The organism is Serratia sp. FDAARGOS_506 (assembly GCF_003812745.1).
Lineage (GTDB): Bacteria > Pseudomonadota > Gammaproteobacteria > Enterobacterales > Enterobacteriaceae > Serratia.
Map to the genome: position 1 here is coordinate 3,223,978 of NZ_CP033831.1, position 14,777 is coordinate 3,238,754.

Here is a 14,777-nt window from a genome sequence, read left to right on the forward strand (position 1 = left end):
TTATTGAGGAGGAATATGGTGTGTTCCCACAACAATCATCAGCAGCATAGTCATTCCGCACCTGCGGCGGAGCACCAGGATAATCTGATGCTGTGCCCGCAGTGCGACATGCTGGTGGCGCTACCGCCACTGGCTTATGGCAGCAAAGCGGTGTGCCCGCGCTGCAAAACCACGCTCAGCGCCCGCTGGGACGAGCCGCGCAAGCGGCCGATAGGTTACGCTCTCAGCGCCTTGTTCATGCTGGTGCTGGCCAACATTTTCCCGTTTATCAACATGCGCGTCGCCGGCCTCGGCAACGAGATCCGGCTGATTCAAATCCCGGAAGTCATGGTGGCGGAAGACTACGCCAGCATGGCCACGCTGTTTATGGTGTTCGTGCAGCTGATCCCGGCGTTTTGCATGGTGGCGATCATCCTGCTGTGCGCCAAAGTGCGTTTGCCGCTGGGGCTAAAAGAGTGGATGGCCAGGGTGCTGTTTCAGTTCAAGACCTGGTGCATGGTGGAAATTTTCCTCGCCGGGGTGCTGGTCAGCTTCGTCAAGCTGATGGCCTACGGTGATATTGGCATCGGCAGCAGCTTCGTGCCTTATTGCCTGTTCTGCCTGCTGCAGGTGCGTGCCTTCCAGTGCGTGGATCGGCGCTGGCTGTGGCAGGATATCGAACCGGCACCGCGTATCGATCGCCCGCTGACGGTGGGGCGCACCGGCATGCGTCAGGGCGTGCGTTCCTGCGCCTGCTGTACGGCAATCCTGCCGGCCAATCAGGTGAGCTGCCCGCGCTGCCACACCAAGGGCTATGTGCGCCGCCGTCACAGCCTGCAGTGGACGCTGGCGCTGCTGGTGACCTCTGTCATGCTGTATATTCCGGCCAACCTGATGCCCATCATGGTGACCGAGGCGCTGGGCAACAAGATGAACTCCACCATCATGGCAGGGGTGATCCTGCTGTGGGGGGACGGTTCTTACCCGGTGGCGATGGTGATTTTCATCGCCAGCATCATGGTGCCGTCGCTGAAAATGCTGGCGATCGGTTGGTTGTGCTGGGATGCCAACGGCAGGAAGAAACCGCGTGCCGACAGTGAGCGCATGCATCTGATTTATGAAGTGGTCGAATTCGTTGGCCGTTGGTCGATGATCGACGTGTTTGTGATCGCCGTATTGTCGGCGCTGGTGCGAATGGGGCAGTTGATGAGCATTTATCCCGCGACGGGCGCCGTGCTGTTCGCGCTGGTGGTGATCCTCACCATGTTCGCCGCCATGACATTTGATCCCCGGCTGACCTGGGATCGCGCAAGTGAAACAATCAACAAGGAGCCGCAAGGTGACGGAAAATAATCATAGCGTCGCAGACGTTGAGAAGATCAAACGCTGGTCGCCGGTGTGGATCATTCCCATCGTGACCGCGCTGATCGGCGCCTGGATCCTGTTTTATCACTTCAGCCATCAGGGGCCGGTGGTGACGCTGGTGACCACGACGGCGGAAGGGCTGGAAGCGGGTAAAACCAAAATCAAAAGCCGCAGTGTGGATGTCGGCGTGGTGGAAACCGTCACGCTGAGCGATGATTTAAGCAAGGTGATGGTACAGGCGCGCCTCAATTCCGGCATGGAAAAATTGCTGCGTCAGGACTCTGCCTTCTGGGTGGTGAAGCCGCAGATCGGCCGTGAAGGCGTCTCCGGGCTGGGCACGCTGCTGTCCGGCGCCTATATCGAACTGCAGCCGGGCAACAAGGGCAAAGACGGCAAAGACAACTATCAGCTGCTCGATGCGCCGCCGCTGGCCTCTCCGGACGCCAAAGGGTTGCGCATCGTGCTGGACAGCGAAAAATCGGGCCAGCTCAACGCCGGCGATCCGGTGCTGTTCCGCGGCTACCGCGTCGGGTCGGTGGAGACCAGCTACTTCGATCCGAAAGAGCGCGCCATGCGCTATCAGCTGTTCATCACCGCGCCTTACGATCAGTTGGTCACCACCAACGTGCGCTTCTGGAAAGACAGCGGCGTGGCGTTTGACATGTCGGCGCAGGGCATGCGGGTGGAGATGGGCTCGTTGACCACGCTATTCAGCGGCGGCGTCAGCTTCGACGTGCCGGACGGCTGGGATCGCGGCGAACAGGCGAAAGAGAAGGCGGAGTACCAGCTGTTCGACAACCAGCGCAGCACGCAGGATTCGCTGTATACCGTGCATAAGGACTACCTGCTGTTCTTCTCCGATTCGGTACGCGGCCTGCAGCCGGGCGCGCCGGTCGAGTTCCGCGGCATCCGCCTGGGCACGGTGGCACAGGTGCCGTTCTATAAAGACGGCATGGCGCAACGTCTGGATAACGATTATCGCATTCCGGTGCTGATCCGCATTGAACCGGATCGCTTCCAGAAACAGCTGGGTGGCAACTTCGATATTGAAGGGCACCTGAAAGATGCGGAATCCCGCGGCATGCGCGCCTCGATGAAATCCGCCAACCTGCTGACCGGTTCGCTGTATATCGATCTCGACTTCTATCCGCAGGAGAAACCGTGGAAAGGGCCGCGCGAGCTGTTCGGTTATCCGCTGATGCCGACCACCAGCGGCGGTCTGGCGCAGATCCAGCAGAAACTGATGCAGACGCTGGACAAGATCAACGCGATGCCGATCAATCCGATGATCAACGAAGCGACCAAGACGCTGGCGGAAAGCCAGAAAACCATGAAGTCGACGCAGCAGACCATGAAGTCGCTGAACGACATCATCGCCAGCAAAGAGATGCAGGCGCTGCCGCAGGACATGCAGAAAACGCTGCTGGAGCTGAACCGCAGCATGAAAGGGTTCCAGCCTGGTTCACCGGCTTACAATAAGATGGTGGGCGATATGCAGCGTCTCGACCAGGTGTTGCGTGAGCTGCAACCGGTGCTGCGCACCCTGAATGAGAAGAGCAACGCGCTGGTGTTTGAAGCCGCCGGCAGCACTGACCCTCAGCCGAAGAAGGCCACGAAATGATGAAATGGATCCCGGTAGCCCTGGCGTTGTTGCTCAGCGCCTGCAGCAGTTCGCCACAGAAGACCTACTATCAGTTGCCGGCGCTGGGTGCGCCGGCCGCGGCCACCAGCAGCGGCGCCTCCACGCGCCAGCTGTGGCTGGAGCACGTGAGCGTGGCGGATTATTTGGCGCAGAGTGGCGTGGTGTATCAGACCAACGACGTGCAGTATGTGATTGCGCAGAATAACCTGTGGGCCAGCCCGCTCGACCAGCAGCTGCAGCAAACGCTGGTCACCAACCTGAGCAGCGCGCTGCCGGGCTGGGTGGTCTCTTCGCAGCCGATGAGCAGCGATCAGGATGTGTTGAACGTGACCATCAGCGGCTTCCACGGCCGCTTTGACGGCAAGGCGATCGTTCGCGGCGAGTGGGTACTGAACCGCCAGGGGCGTTTGATCAAACGGCCTTTCAGCCTGGAATTGAAACAGGGTGAGGATGGCTATGATGCCCTGGTACGCACGCTGGCACAGGGCTGGCAGCAGGAAGCTCAGGCTATCGCAGCACAGATGGGCGGCATTTAGTCATAATTTGGTCTAAAATCGTCTAATCCCTGTCAGCGTGAAAAGTCATTTTTTCTCGCTGGCAGGGATTTTTATTTCATTTCAATTGGTTAACTCCTTCCTCTGCAGATCAGCCACTTAGCGTTTTCCTCGGGCGTAGCTCACAAATATGACATTGGCGTGAATTTTGCGCATTGATCTTCTCTTCTTTTAGCGCTATTGATTACTCGTGGCTGCGCAAAAAGCAGCCATTGTTTTCTTTCCACCAGACCAAAATGAGGGAAACGAGGCATGAAGAGACAGAAACGCGATCGTCTGGAAAGGGCGCATTCGAGAGGGTATCAGGCAGGTATTTTAGGGCGTTCCAGGGAACATTGTCCCTACCAATCATCAGTGGACGCCCGGTCTCAATGGCTGGGAGGTTGGCGAGAAGCCATGGAAGACAGGGCTGTGACCGCTTAAGCGGCTCCCTGTCAAATAAAAGGAATAACCTCCGCCCCTTGGCGGAGGTTTTTGTTTCAGGCGCTTATTCATCCCGCCAGCGTTTCAACAAAATACTCGCATTCACGCCGCCAAAGCCGAAGCCGTTTGATAAGGCGTAGGTCATGTTCATCGATTTCGCCTGTTTCGCGACCAGATGCAAACCTGCCGCCGCCGGGTCGGGGTTATCCAGATTTAGCGTGGCAGGGGCTATCTGATCGCGCAGAGCCAAGGCGGTAAAGATGGTTTCCAGCCCGCCGGCGGCGCCCAGCAGGTGCCCGGTCGCTGATTTTGTCGAGGTCACGGCGACAGTCCCGGCCGTGCCAAACAGGTGTTTGATGGCGTTGATTTCGCCCAAATCCCCTACGGGTGTCGACGTCGCGTGCGCATTTAAATGCTGTACCTCCTCGGGAACGACATTCGCCTGCTTCAACGCGATTTTCATCGCTCGATAGGCGCCGTTGCCGTCTTCAGCGCCGGATGTCATATGGTAGGCGTCGGCGCTGGTGCCATAGCCGACGATTTCCGCGAGCGGGGTGGCGCCGCGCGCCAGCGCGTGTTCCAGCGTTTCAATGACCAGCATGCCGGCGCCTTCCCCCATGACAAATCCGTCCCGGGCGCTGTCGAAGGGCCGAGAGGCCTGTTGCGCCAATTCGGCCGGAGCGGTGGACATGGCGCGCGCGGCGGCGAACCCGCCCAGGCTGACGGTATCTATAGCGGCTTCGGTACCGCCGCACACGGCGATATCGGCTTCATCATTGCGGATCATACGCACTGCGTCGCCAATGGCTTGCACGCCGGCGGCACAGGCGGTGACCGGCGCGCCAATAGGCCCCTTGAAGTGGTGTTTGATTGAAACGTGGCCGGCCGCCAGATTGACCAGGAATGAGGGGATGGTGAATGGCGACAGCCGCTTGGCGCCGCGGCTGTCGGTTGTGCGTACTGCCTGGGCAATCGCCGGGAAACCGCCAATGCCCGAGGCAATGACGGTGGCGGTGCGCTCTTGTTTTTCCTCCGTATCGGCTATCCAGCCGGCCTGACGAATGGCTTCGTCCGCTGCCGCCATGGCAAACAGGATAAAGCGATCCATTTTCTTTTGGTCCTTGGGGGCGACGGAGGCGTCGGGGTTGAAGCCCGCTTCAGCATCTTGCGCCAGCTCCGGGACCTGTCCTCCGACCTTGACCGGTAAATCTGCAACGATCTCGCCAGGCAAGGCGCGAATGCCGGATTCTCCTTTTAATAAACGTTGCCAGATGGCTTCAACACCGCACCCTAGCGGTGAAACGGCGCCCATGCCGGTAATGACGATACGACGATTGCTCATGATGGCTCCTTGGTAAATTCGGGTAAATCGGCGAGGCGCCGCTGCCGCATCAATTCGGCACGTTGATGTATGCCGTCGCTTGCCGCCGGCCCTGGCGCTAGCGTAATGAACTGCGGCGGCACCGGCTGTTGGGTATCACGATTGACCAACTGGACTTGGATCGGCCGATCGTTGCGTCCGTCGACCAACAAGGCGCTGACGTCCCCATCGGTCAGATGACGGTTGCCCCATTGGGAGAGCGCCGCCAACACCGGGAGAAAATCGTTGCCGCGTTCAGTAAGCAGGTAGTGATAACGCACCGGCCGCGTTTGATAACGTTCCTTATATAGAATGCCGTGGGCCACCAGATCCTTCAGGCGACGTGCCAGTAGCGTAGGTGACATCCCCAGACTTTGTTGGAATTCGTCGAACCGGGACAACCCCTGAAAGGCATCGCGAAGGATCAGGATGCTCCACCATTCCCCCACGCGATCCAATGCACGCGCTACGGGGCAAGGCGCATCGCTAAAGCGGGTTTTTTGCATACTTTCCTCACTAAGTACAATAATTGTAGTTACGTTGCTAGTCATGTTAGGGGATCTTGAGAGGCAAGAGAATAACCGGATGCAAAAAAACCGCTCGCCCAACTGCGCATCAGCTAAAAGACAACAGAGTTCTACCCAATGAAGTTGATAGCCCGATTAGAAAAGGACATTTTCCGTAATGCTCTATTCGTGCAGGTGGATCGCGTTTCAGCTGCGCCGATGGCGGTAAAAAAGAGATGCGAGTGGTCTTTGAAAGCCGAAAGCAGGGGAAAGGATAAGAGAAAGAAATGCCATCACATCGAATGTGATGGCATGCGAACAGCGTTAGAAGAGTAGGCAGTGGCCGCCTTCTCGTCAGCGTGATTAGAACGCGGTGGTATCTTTGAACAGGCCCACTTTCAGATCGGTGGCGGTATAGATCACTTCACCGTCAACCAGCACTTCACCATCGGCGACGCCCATGATCAGCTTGCGGGTGATGACGCGCTTGAAGTTAATACGGTACGTCACCTTCTTCGCGGTTGGCAGCACCTGGCCGGTAAACTTGACTTCACCGACGCCCAGCGCGCGGCCTTTACCTTCGCCACCCAACCAACCGAGATAGAAACCGACCAACTGCCACATCGCATCCAGGCCCAGGCAGCCCGGCATGACTGGATCGCCGATAAAGTGGCAACCGAAGAACCATAGGTCCGGATTAATATCCAGCTCCGCTTCCACATAACCTTTGTTGTGAGTCCCGCCGTCTTCGCTCATTTTGACCACGCGGTCCATCATCAACATGTTACCTGCCGGCAACGGTGGGCCACCGGCGCCGAACAGCTCGCCACGGCCGGATGCTTCGAGGTCTTCTTTTGTATAGGAATCGCGTTTATCTACCATGTTCTCAGTAAGCCTTATTTTAATGAAGGACGCAGGTTAGCTAACACGTGTACGCTGAACAAGTCCGATCAGCCGTGGTTGAACCAGTTGAGCCAACGCAGCGGCCATGGACGACGGCGTTCCTGCAGGCTCACCTGCGCAATCCGTTCCTGTATGGCCGCCAACAAATTCGGCTGTTGTTCATCAGAGTAGAGGCAACCTGTAAGCAAAGGCAAGGCTTCCGCCGCGCTCTCCACCGCCCACAGATGGAATTGCCCCTCGCGTACCGCGTCGACGACATCTTGACGCAGGCACAGGTGGCGCACGTTGGTCACGGGCAATACGACACCCTGTTTGCCCGTCAGGCCACGGCGCAAACAAACTTCGAAGAAACCTTCGACTTTTTCGTTAACGCCGCCTATCGGTTGTACGTTGCCGAATTGGTCGACAGAACCGGTGACGGCAATCTGTTGTGTGATCGGTTGCTGAGACAGGGCGCTGACCAAAGCGCATAGCTCAGCCAGCGAAGCGCTGTCACCGTCCACTTCACCGTAAGATTGTTCAAAGACGATGGAGGCGGAGAAGGGCAGCTGCTGATCCAGATCCAGCTCGGCGATCAGGAACGCCTGCATGATCATCATGCCTTTAGCATGCAGGTTGCCGCCCAGTTCGGCTTTGCGCTCGACGTCGGTAAACTCGCCGTCGCCGAGATGCACGACGCAACTGATGCGCGACGGTTCACCGAAGCTGCGTGGATGGCCGGGATAATCCAGGACTGACAGACCGTTGATCTGCCCGACCACTTCGCCCTCGGTCTCAATCAGGATTTGGCCCAGCTCAATCTCATCCTGCATGCGCTCGGCCAGATAGCTTTCACGCCATTCACGGGCATTCAACGCCGCTTCAAACGCTTTGGCCGTAATGCGCTCCTCTTCGGCATACAGTGCGGCTTCGGACAGCTGCTGGCCAAGCCAAACCGGTGAGAGTGGCAGAACGCCCTGATCGCCAGTGTGACGCACAGCCTGGACGATCAACGGTGCCCAGGCATCGGCCGCCAACGTCGGCAACTGCTGGTCGGCAATCACGCCATTGACGTAGCCGCACCACTGCGCCATATCATCGACTTCAGTCAGCTGCAGATCGTCTTCGTATTCGCCGTAGACCGCTTGTTCACTCAGTTCAGGCTCGATGTCGTGGAAGTCGGCCAGGCCGTGACGGTCGCCGACCACTATCAGCCGCAGGTCCAGCGGCATCGGTGGAATGGCTACCGGCAGCGGGCGGGTTTCGTCTGGCGAAACCCAATGGAACTGACGCTGGCCGATCATCTGCTTCAGCCGCAGCCATAGCAATGGCTGAGCCAACAGCGCCCGGGCCGACAGGATCAGAACGCCGCCGTTGGCCTGGTGCACCAGGCCCGGCTGCAGGGTAATGTCGCCATTGTGGATCCGCACGCAACCAAACAGCTGCTCCGGCTCAATCCACTCCTGGAACAGGCAAGCACCGCCGGCGGCGAAAGGTTCATCGCCACGGCTGGCAGGCTCTACGCTGACCTTGCCACCCTGAATGACATAGTGGCTACCACGGAACGCCGTGTTTTGCGTCAGCAGCGGTTTGACGGCGTGAGCGATCAGTTCCAGGTACTCTCGCGTTTCTTGCGCTTTCAAAAGCATGAATCGCGGTGGCGATTGAGGGTGGCAAAATAGCGTCAGGGCATTTTCCAGCCGAGGCTGAATGGCGGAAAAGGGCACGGGTGCCAACTGAGCGGCGGTATCAAATATCGCCTGATAAGGCGTTACGTCCGGCAATAAAGATTGCCATTCAAGTCGGTTATTGGTCAAAGTGTTAGATGCAATCGTTAAAAAGGGAAAGGGCGATTATACAAGAATAACGGCAGCTTGATACATGCGGAGTGCCCGTTGGCATCAGGGAGTTTGACATCGCGCGACGACTGTGCAAAAAACAGTCTAAAAGACGGCTTAATTGCCGGGGAAATTCGGCGCAAAGCTGTTATGCTTATTTGAAGTTACGCGGTCACTGAAGAGCTCAAGATGAAATATCAGCAACTGGAAAATCTGGAGAGCGGTTGGAAATGGAAGTACCTGGTGAAGAAGCACCGGGAAGGGGAACTTATTACCCGCTACATTGAAAACAGCGCTGCTCAGGAGGCGGTTAACGAGCTGCTGAAGTTGGAAAATGAGCCGGTAAAGGTTCTTGCATGGATTGCTGCTCATATGAATCCGGAGTTGGATAACCGGATGAAGCAAACGATCCGCGCCCGCCGCAAACGTCATTTTAACGCAGAACACCAGCATACGCGTAAAAAATCTATCGATCTGGAGTTTTTGGTTTGGCAACGTTTGGCTGCCCTGGCGCGCCGTCGTGGCGTCACGCTGTCGGAAACCGTTGTACAACTTATCGAAGATGCTGAGCGCAAAGAGAAGTATGCGAATCAGATGTCATCGTTGAAAGAAGACTTGAAGGCGATTCTCGGCAAGGATCCCAAGTAGGCGAGGCAGAGTGTCTTCGCTGCGCCAAGCCTTGAATGTTCTGATAACAGCAGGACGAAAAAAAACCCCGCAATGCGGGGTTTTTTATTAGACGGGTAAACTTAGCCCTGAGGCTGAGTTACAACGTCTTTGATACCTTTAACTTCGATCTCTACGCGACGATCTGGTGCCAGGCAGTCGATCTGAGCTTTGGTAGCGCGGCCAGCTTTGTAGCCACAGGTGTTGCCTGTAACTGGATCAGCTTTGCCCATGCCACGTGCAGAGATTTTGTCTGACGGGATGCCTTTGGAGACCAGGTAGTCAACAACGCTTTGTGCGCGTTTTTCAGACAGTTTCTGGTTGTACTGAGCAGAACCAACGGCGTCGGTGTAACCCAGAACAACTACGGAACCGTCTTTAGGATCCATGGAGCTCAGCTGGGTGTACAGCTGATCCAGAGCCTGCTGACCTTGTGGCTTCAGAGTTGCTTTGTTGAAGTTGAACAGCACGTCAGACTTCAGAGTGAAACGCTTGGTTTCAACAACTGGAGCTGGAGCTGGGGCTGGAGCAACTGGAGCAACTACGTCATCCTGACCGAAGCGGTAAGAAACGCCCAGGCTTAGCATGGTGTTGTCTGGACGTGCGCCAACGGTACCTGCGTCACCGATGTTGCTTACGAACTGGTAGTCCAGGCGGGTAGCCCAGTTTTTGGTCAGTGCGTATTCAACACCAACAGCAGCCAGCGGAGAAACGCCGGTGTCGTGGTCGCTCAGGCGAGTGCCGTTGCCGTAGTTAGCTTTGGAGTCTGCGCGCCATACCATACCACCCAGACGAGTGTAGATGTCCAGATCGTCAGCAATTGGGTAGCTCAGTTTAGCGGCCAGTTGAACGCCCTGCGCTTTGAAAGCACCGTTGTTCACGCTGCCTTTGTAAGGCATACGGCCGAGCCAGTCATAGCCCAGTTCGAAGCCCAGGTATTGGTTTGCCTGGTAGCCCAGGAACGCGCCGGCACCCAGCTGATCTTTGTGGGTTGGGCCGTTGCCGATACCGTTCTGGTAACCGTTGCCGTAGAAACCAGTGTCGTGGTACTGGGACCAACCCAGTTTAGCACCGGTGTACCAGGTGTTATCTTTTGGAGCGGCTTGCGCTACGGTAGCGAAACCTGCCAGTGCCACTGCTAATGCGATAGCTGTCTTTTTCATTTTGCGCCTCGTTATCATCCAAATAGGCAATGAGCTTTAAAGCTGTTTTAAGCCCTTGGTTAAATTCCTTCGCCAAGGTTTAAGCCCTCGTTTGTTACTCGCCAGTTTTTCTGACGTTATAGAGCAACCTTGGCGATGTAAAGTCTACAACGTGGCGCGAAAGTTACAAGTGTGATGTGATAAGGCTCTAAAAAAAAACGCGGAATCGTACATATTTGCTAACATTCTCAGCCTAAAAAAACGGCGATTCATTGGGCGTTTTTGCTTGGCAAACCGCAGCCGGACTAGCTTCGCGCCTTATCCCGTAAAGGTTCCCTCTACGGGGTGCAAAAATGATGGGAAAAATCCTAAATTTACTTAATGATACAAAGAAGAGTGAATTTTTAGGGTGGAACAGTGTCCGTGAGTCGGGTCAATGTCACGTTGAGGACGCATGATAAACCCATAGGCATTACCCAATTCTGCCGCACGTCTTAATTTTAGACGATCCTCCTCCGTTAGCTCGGGCAACCAGCCGAGAACCACGCTGTAGTTCCCCGTTTGCAGCGCTTTTTCCATCGCTTCAACCGTATTCACCGGGCTGATTTGGCTCAACTGCACCATTTTATCTACCGGCAGGCCGGACTGCTGCAACCATTGTTTGCTTAACTTTTGCTGAGGTGTGAGCCACAGCAGCCAGCGAGATTGTTTGCCCAGTTGCAGCAGCAGGGGCAGCAGCAGTTGAGCCACTGCGGGCTGGCGCTCGTTGTAAACAAGTTCACTGATTAAGCCATTCTCTTTCTCTTTGCCGACATCCGTGTTCTTCGCAACGTTATTCGCTGTAAAAGAGCCATGGCTGAAATGAGGTTGGTAGAGTGATTGAGTACGCATAAAGTTCCCGCCCGTCGTGTTACTGTATGTTTATACAGTACCTCTGGTTTAGGATAAGATCAACCCAAATTTTCGTAGCGGCTCGCATAATTGCGATCATTTTTTGTACTGATGTTTTTTGTGATTGGCATGCAGGCGGATAGTGCGTATTTTCCTAATTAGTTGTTCACGTTACTTTTTTCATTGATGAGAGAAATAATACGAACGGAACCTAAAAAGGAGGAACGCTATGAAAAGGATGTCGACGAGAAGAATCGCGCAGGCTAAAAATTGCTTCGCCGCGTTGGGTACCATCACCACGCGGTCGCAGTTTGGCGGCTATGGGTTGTTGGCTGAGGGGGTGATGTTTGCAGTGATAGCGGAAGGCGAGCTGTATTTGCGGGCTACGGCGAGCATGGAGCCGGCCTTTCGCGCCCGGGGCATGGTCAATATGGTTTATTCCAAGCGTGGTGTGCCCATCACTTTGCGTTATTACTGGGTTGATGAGTCTCTGTGGCGGGATCGTAATGAGCTGGTGGGGCTGGCATGGCAAGCTGTCAGGGAAGCGCGCCAGGAGCAGCGGCTCAAGGCCGGCGATCATGGAAGATTGAAGGCGCTACCGAATATAGATGTCAACATGGAACGCTTGCTGTGGCGAGCGGGTATCCGCAACGCCTATGATTTGCGGCTACACGGTGCGAAACGCAGCTATCTTTGCCTGCTGCAACAACAGACCAATTTGGGATTGCGAGTTCTGCTGTCGCTGGGTGGGGCGATAGCCGGTTATCATCAGGCAGCATTGCCGAGCGACTTGTATAACGAACTGGTGCGTTGGTTTGATCATATGATGGCGATGCGTCGCCATGGGCATGCACCGGTGATTCAGGGCCCACCGAGTGGGCCCTGAATAATTAGGCGGCCTTATTGATTTGAGTGTGCAGCGCGGTGAGTTCCGGCAGCAATTCGAGCACCAGTCCCACCTGCTGCAAAACCAGCTGTTCTTTACTTTCTGGTTCCGGAACGGCTTTGCGAATGCGCTCCGCCAGCTGTTCCAGCGCCTGCGTAATTCGCTGGCTGTTCCGTTCCTCCTGGTGCAAGGCGCCGTCTACATAACATACGGCATCATTGAGCAGATCGAGCGTGGCAGGAGTGTTCAGCCGCTCGCGGTGCGCGCCCAATGCCGAGATATAACTCAGGAGAGTGTGATTCAGGCAGAGCAGACGGAAAGCGGCTTCCTGTAGCGCCTTGTCGGCCTTGGGGTCGGCGGACATGTTGGAGATGACCGAAGCCAGTTCGGCATCGCTGTTGTGGGCATCTCGTCGCGCAATGCGGTAGGCAAGGCCGTTATCCTTACCCTGGTGGTATTGCACCAGAATGGCGTCCAGATAACGGCAGTTGGCATTCAGTGTTTTATCCACCACCGCCGGCAGTTGGCGGAACTTCCAATCCGGCCAGATAAAGCTGACCGCCGCCCAAGCGATGGCGCAGCCTAGCAAGGTATCGTAAACGCGTGGGGCTGCGACTTCGAATCCTTCACCCAACAGGTTAAAGCACAAAAGTACCAGCAGCGTGATGAACATCGTCGCGTGTGCATATTGTACGGTGCGGAAAGCGAAGAACAGAACGCCGGTGATGACGATTAACACCAGTTGTCCTTCCAGTGAAGGCACGAAATAAAGGATCGGCAGGCCGATAAGGATACCGGCCAGGGTGCCGATGATGCGCAGTGCCAAGCGCCGGCGGGTGGCGTTATAGTTCGGTTGGCAGACGAACAGGCTGGTCAGCAGGATCCAGTAACCGTGTTGCATGCCGGTGAATTGAATTAAGGCGTAACCCACGCACAGCACCGCCGACATGCGGATCGCGTGGCGGAACAGGGCCGACTGCGGCGTCAGATGGCGGCTGATGCGCAGCCGGATATCGCTCCAGCCGGTTAAGCGGTCGTCGGCCAGGCTGTTTTCTTCAGCTTGCCCGCTGGCCAGCGTCTGCTCTGACTCGATATTGGCCAACTGCGCATCGATCGCATGCAAGTTTTTCAATAGATGCGCCAGCGCCTTGGTCTGCTCGGTATTACCCTGGGTTTCGGCGATGCGCGCCAACGCCTCCTGAATGCGGCTGAAAGCCGGTTCAAACCTTGGGTTGTGCTGGTACTTTTGCCTGAGCAGGATAGATTGCGCCAATTGGCGACAGGCGCGTGCTTGCATGCTCAGCAAACGCTGGAAGCGGAACAATATGTCGCTATGCCGGAATTGGCGGCTGAGAGCATGGTACTGAACGTGGGAGGAGCTGGCGCGTTCATGGATATCTTGCGCGACGAAATAGTAGTGCAAAGTGCGGCGGGTGCCGCGCTGGCCGCGATCGCCTTTCAGGCGCGTCAACAACGAGGCTTTGGTCTGGTTCAGCAACGCAACCAGAGCGCTGTTGGCCATCGCGACATCCATCCAGGGCAGATCGGCGTCGTGCTCGGCGTCCGGATCGAACAGGTTGGCTTTGGCATCCAGATAGTTGGCCAGTTGATCGTAGCAGCGCGCCAGGTTCTCTTGCAGCGGCCGGATGGGGAACAACAGGTGGCCTGCCAGCGTTAGCAGGTTGTACCACAGTGCGCCGATCACCAGCAGCAGCGGTTGCTGATACCAGGCATCGTACATTGATGTGCCGAGCATGGTGTAAACCGCGATCAGCAGCGCGCCAAAGGCGATGGTGGCATAACGTTGCCCCAAGGCACCGAGCAGGATAAAACCGCAGGTCGAGGTGGTTAAGCCAAGGGCGAACAACCAGGGGTAGGGGAACAGCAGTTCGATCGAGGCGGAGGCGACAAAGAAGCATACCAGCGTGATCAGCAGGTTGCGTAACCTGCCGGCCAGGCGGTCATCCAAATCAGTCAAGGCCGCCGCCACCACCCCCAGCGTCAGCGGTATGGTCAGCTTGGGAATGCCCAGCCACCAGGGAACGGCGGTGGTGCCGGTCAGCGCAATAAGAATGCGCAGGTGATACAGCAGGTTGCTGTTGTAGGCGTAACGACGAACTGCGGGTGCAAAAGAGAGCACGAAAAACTCCTCAAACGGAGAAAAAATTAACGCTGATGATATTGGCGGCGAGCATTCTCAATACGGGCTTGCTGAGCCATTTCTACCGAGACGACGCGGCGCCCCACCGGCCACAGCGCGATGGCGGCAATTTTGAAATTGGCGATGCCGACCGGGATGCCGATGATCGAAACGCACTGCACAATACCGGCGGCGATGTGTGACAGGCACAGCCACCAACCGAACAACACCAACCAGATAATGTTGAGCAGCGAACCGCCGGCGGAGAGCAGCGCATTGCTTTTTTCCGGATACAGTTCATCGACGTGTATCGCTTCGTTGCCGAACGGCACCAGCGACAGCTTGGTGATTTCCCAGCAGGAGCGGGTGAGGGGCAGGGTGATGACCAGCAGCACGCTGAACACCGTGGCGATCAGCCAGCCCAGCGTGGTGAAGAAACCGCCCAACACAAAATTAAGAATATTCAGTACAGTACGCATAGACGTCATTCTGCTCTAATGATG

General features: G+C 56.4%; 14 protein-coding genes. 6 read left to right on the plus strand and 8 right to left on the minus strand.

What is annotated here, in order from left to right:
* Nucleotides 1–15 precede the first annotated feature (15 nt).
* The 4 genes from pqiA (at nt 16) to rmf (ending at nt 3,963) form a co-directional block, all read left to right on the plus strand.
* Nucleotides 16–1,332 carry a membrane integrity-associated transporter subunit PqiA gene (gene pqiA, locus EGY12_RS15580; protein ID WP_123894525.1) on the plus strand — a complete coding sequence of 439 codons (1,317 nt, stop codon included), beginning with the start codon at nt 16–18 and terminating at the stop codon, nt 1,330–1,332.
* The gene (gene pqiB / locus EGY12_RS15585) at nt 1,319–2,965 is read left to right on the plus strand and encodes an intermembrane transport protein PqiB (RefSeq protein ID WP_123894526.1); all 1,647 of its coding nucleotides are present in this window, start codon (nt 1,319–1,321) and stop codon (nt 2,963–2,965) included. Before pqiA ends, pqiB begins: the two co-directional genes overlap by 14 nt.
* Nucleotides 2,962–3,522, plus strand: coding sequence for a membrane integrity-associated transporter subunit PqiC (pqiC, locus tag EGY12_RS15590; protein ID WP_123894527.1), 561 nt, complete (start codon nt 2,962–2,964; stop codon nt 3,520–3,522). The genes pqiB and pqiC overlap by 4 nt, the downstream gene beginning before the upstream one ends.
* 270 nt (nt 3,523–3,792) lie before the next feature.
* The gene (gene rmf, locus EGY12_RS15595) at nt 3,793–3,963 is read left to right on the plus strand and encodes a ribosome modulation factor (RefSeq protein WP_004928150.1); all 171 of its coding nucleotides are present in this window, start codon (nt 3,793–3,795) and stop codon (nt 3,961–3,963) included.
* A gap of 64 nt (nt 3,964–4,027) precedes the next feature.
* Here the strand turns inward: rmf and fabF are convergent, their stop codons facing one another.
* From fabF to EGY12_RS15615, 4 genes are all read right to left on the minus strand, one after another.
* The gene (fabF, locus tag EGY12_RS15600; RefSeq protein ID WP_123894528.1) at nt 4,028–5,305 is read right to left on the minus strand and encodes a beta-ketoacyl-ACP synthase II; all 1,278 of its coding nucleotides are present in this window, start codon (nt 5,303–5,305) and stop codon (nt 4,028–4,030) included.
* Nucleotides 5,302–5,829, minus strand: a complete 528-nt coding sequence (locus EGY12_RS15605) for a helix-turn-helix domain-containing protein (protein WP_123894529.1) — start codon at nt 5,827–5,829, stop codon at nt 5,302–5,304. The genes fabF and EGY12_RS15605 overlap by 4 nt, the downstream gene beginning before the upstream one ends.
* 363 nt (nt 5,830–6,192) lie before the next feature.
* Nucleotides 6,193–6,711, minus strand: coding sequence for a bifunctional 3-hydroxydecanoyl-ACP dehydratase/trans-2-decenoyl-ACP isomerase (fabA, locus tag EGY12_RS15610; RefSeq protein ID WP_123894530.1), 519 nt, complete (start codon nt 6,709–6,711; stop codon nt 6,193–6,195).
* Nucleotides 6,712–6,779: 68 nt separating this feature from the next.
* Complete coding sequence (locus EGY12_RS15615; protein ID WP_123894531.1) at nt 6,780–8,528, minus strand: Lon protease family protein; 1,749 nt, start codon at nt 8,526–8,528, stop codon at nt 6,780–6,782.
* A gap of 210 nt (nt 8,529–8,738) precedes the next feature.
* Here EGY12_RS15615 and matP point away from each other — a divergent pair, with 210 nt between their 5' ends.
* Nucleotides 8,739–9,197 carry a macrodomain Ter protein MatP gene (matP, locus tag EGY12_RS15620; protein WP_004928138.1) on the plus strand — a complete coding sequence of 153 codons (459 nt, stop codon included), beginning with the start codon at nt 8,739–8,741 and terminating at the stop codon, nt 9,195–9,197.
* Between the two features lie 101 nt (nt 9,198–9,298).
* Here matP and ompA read toward each other — a convergent pair whose 3' ends face one another.
* Both ompA and sulA read right to left on the minus strand, forming a co-directional pair.
* Nucleotides 9,299–10,378, minus strand: a complete 1,080-nt coding sequence (gene ompA / locus EGY12_RS15625) for a porin OmpA (RefSeq protein ID WP_025159667.1) — start codon at nt 10,376–10,378, stop codon at nt 9,299–9,301.
* A 357-nt stretch (nt 10,379–10,735) separates the two neighbouring features.
* Nucleotides 10,736–11,248 carry an SOS-induced cell division inhibitor SulA gene (sulA, locus tag EGY12_RS15630; protein WP_123894532.1) on the minus strand — a complete coding sequence of 171 codons (513 nt, stop codon included), beginning with the start codon at nt 11,246–11,248 and terminating at the stop codon, nt 10,736–10,738.
* A gap of 229 nt (nt 11,249–11,477) precedes the next feature.
* On the opposite strand from sulA, the gene EGY12_RS15635 reads away from it, so the two are divergent.
* Nucleotides 11,478–12,134, plus strand: a complete 657-nt coding sequence (locus EGY12_RS15635; RefSeq protein ID WP_123894533.1) for a TfoX/Sxy family DNA transformation protein — start codon at nt 11,478–11,480, stop codon at nt 12,132–12,134.
* A 4-nt stretch (nt 12,135–12,138) separates the two neighbouring features.
* Here EGY12_RS15635 and yccS read toward each other — a convergent pair whose 3' ends face one another.
* A complete protein-coding gene (gene yccS, locus EGY12_RS15640) occupies nt 12,139–14,274 on the minus strand; it encodes a YccS family putative transporter (RefSeq protein WP_123894534.1) in 2,136 nt (711 codons plus the stop codon).
* 26 nt (nt 14,275–14,300) lie between these two features.
* Nucleotides 14,301–14,753: a YccF domain-containing protein gene (locus EGY12_RS15645; protein WP_049200455.1), complete on the minus strand. Its 453-nt coding sequence runs from the start codon at nt 14,751–14,753 to the stop codon at nt 14,301–14,303.
* Nucleotides 14,754–14,777: the final 24 nt, after the last annotated feature.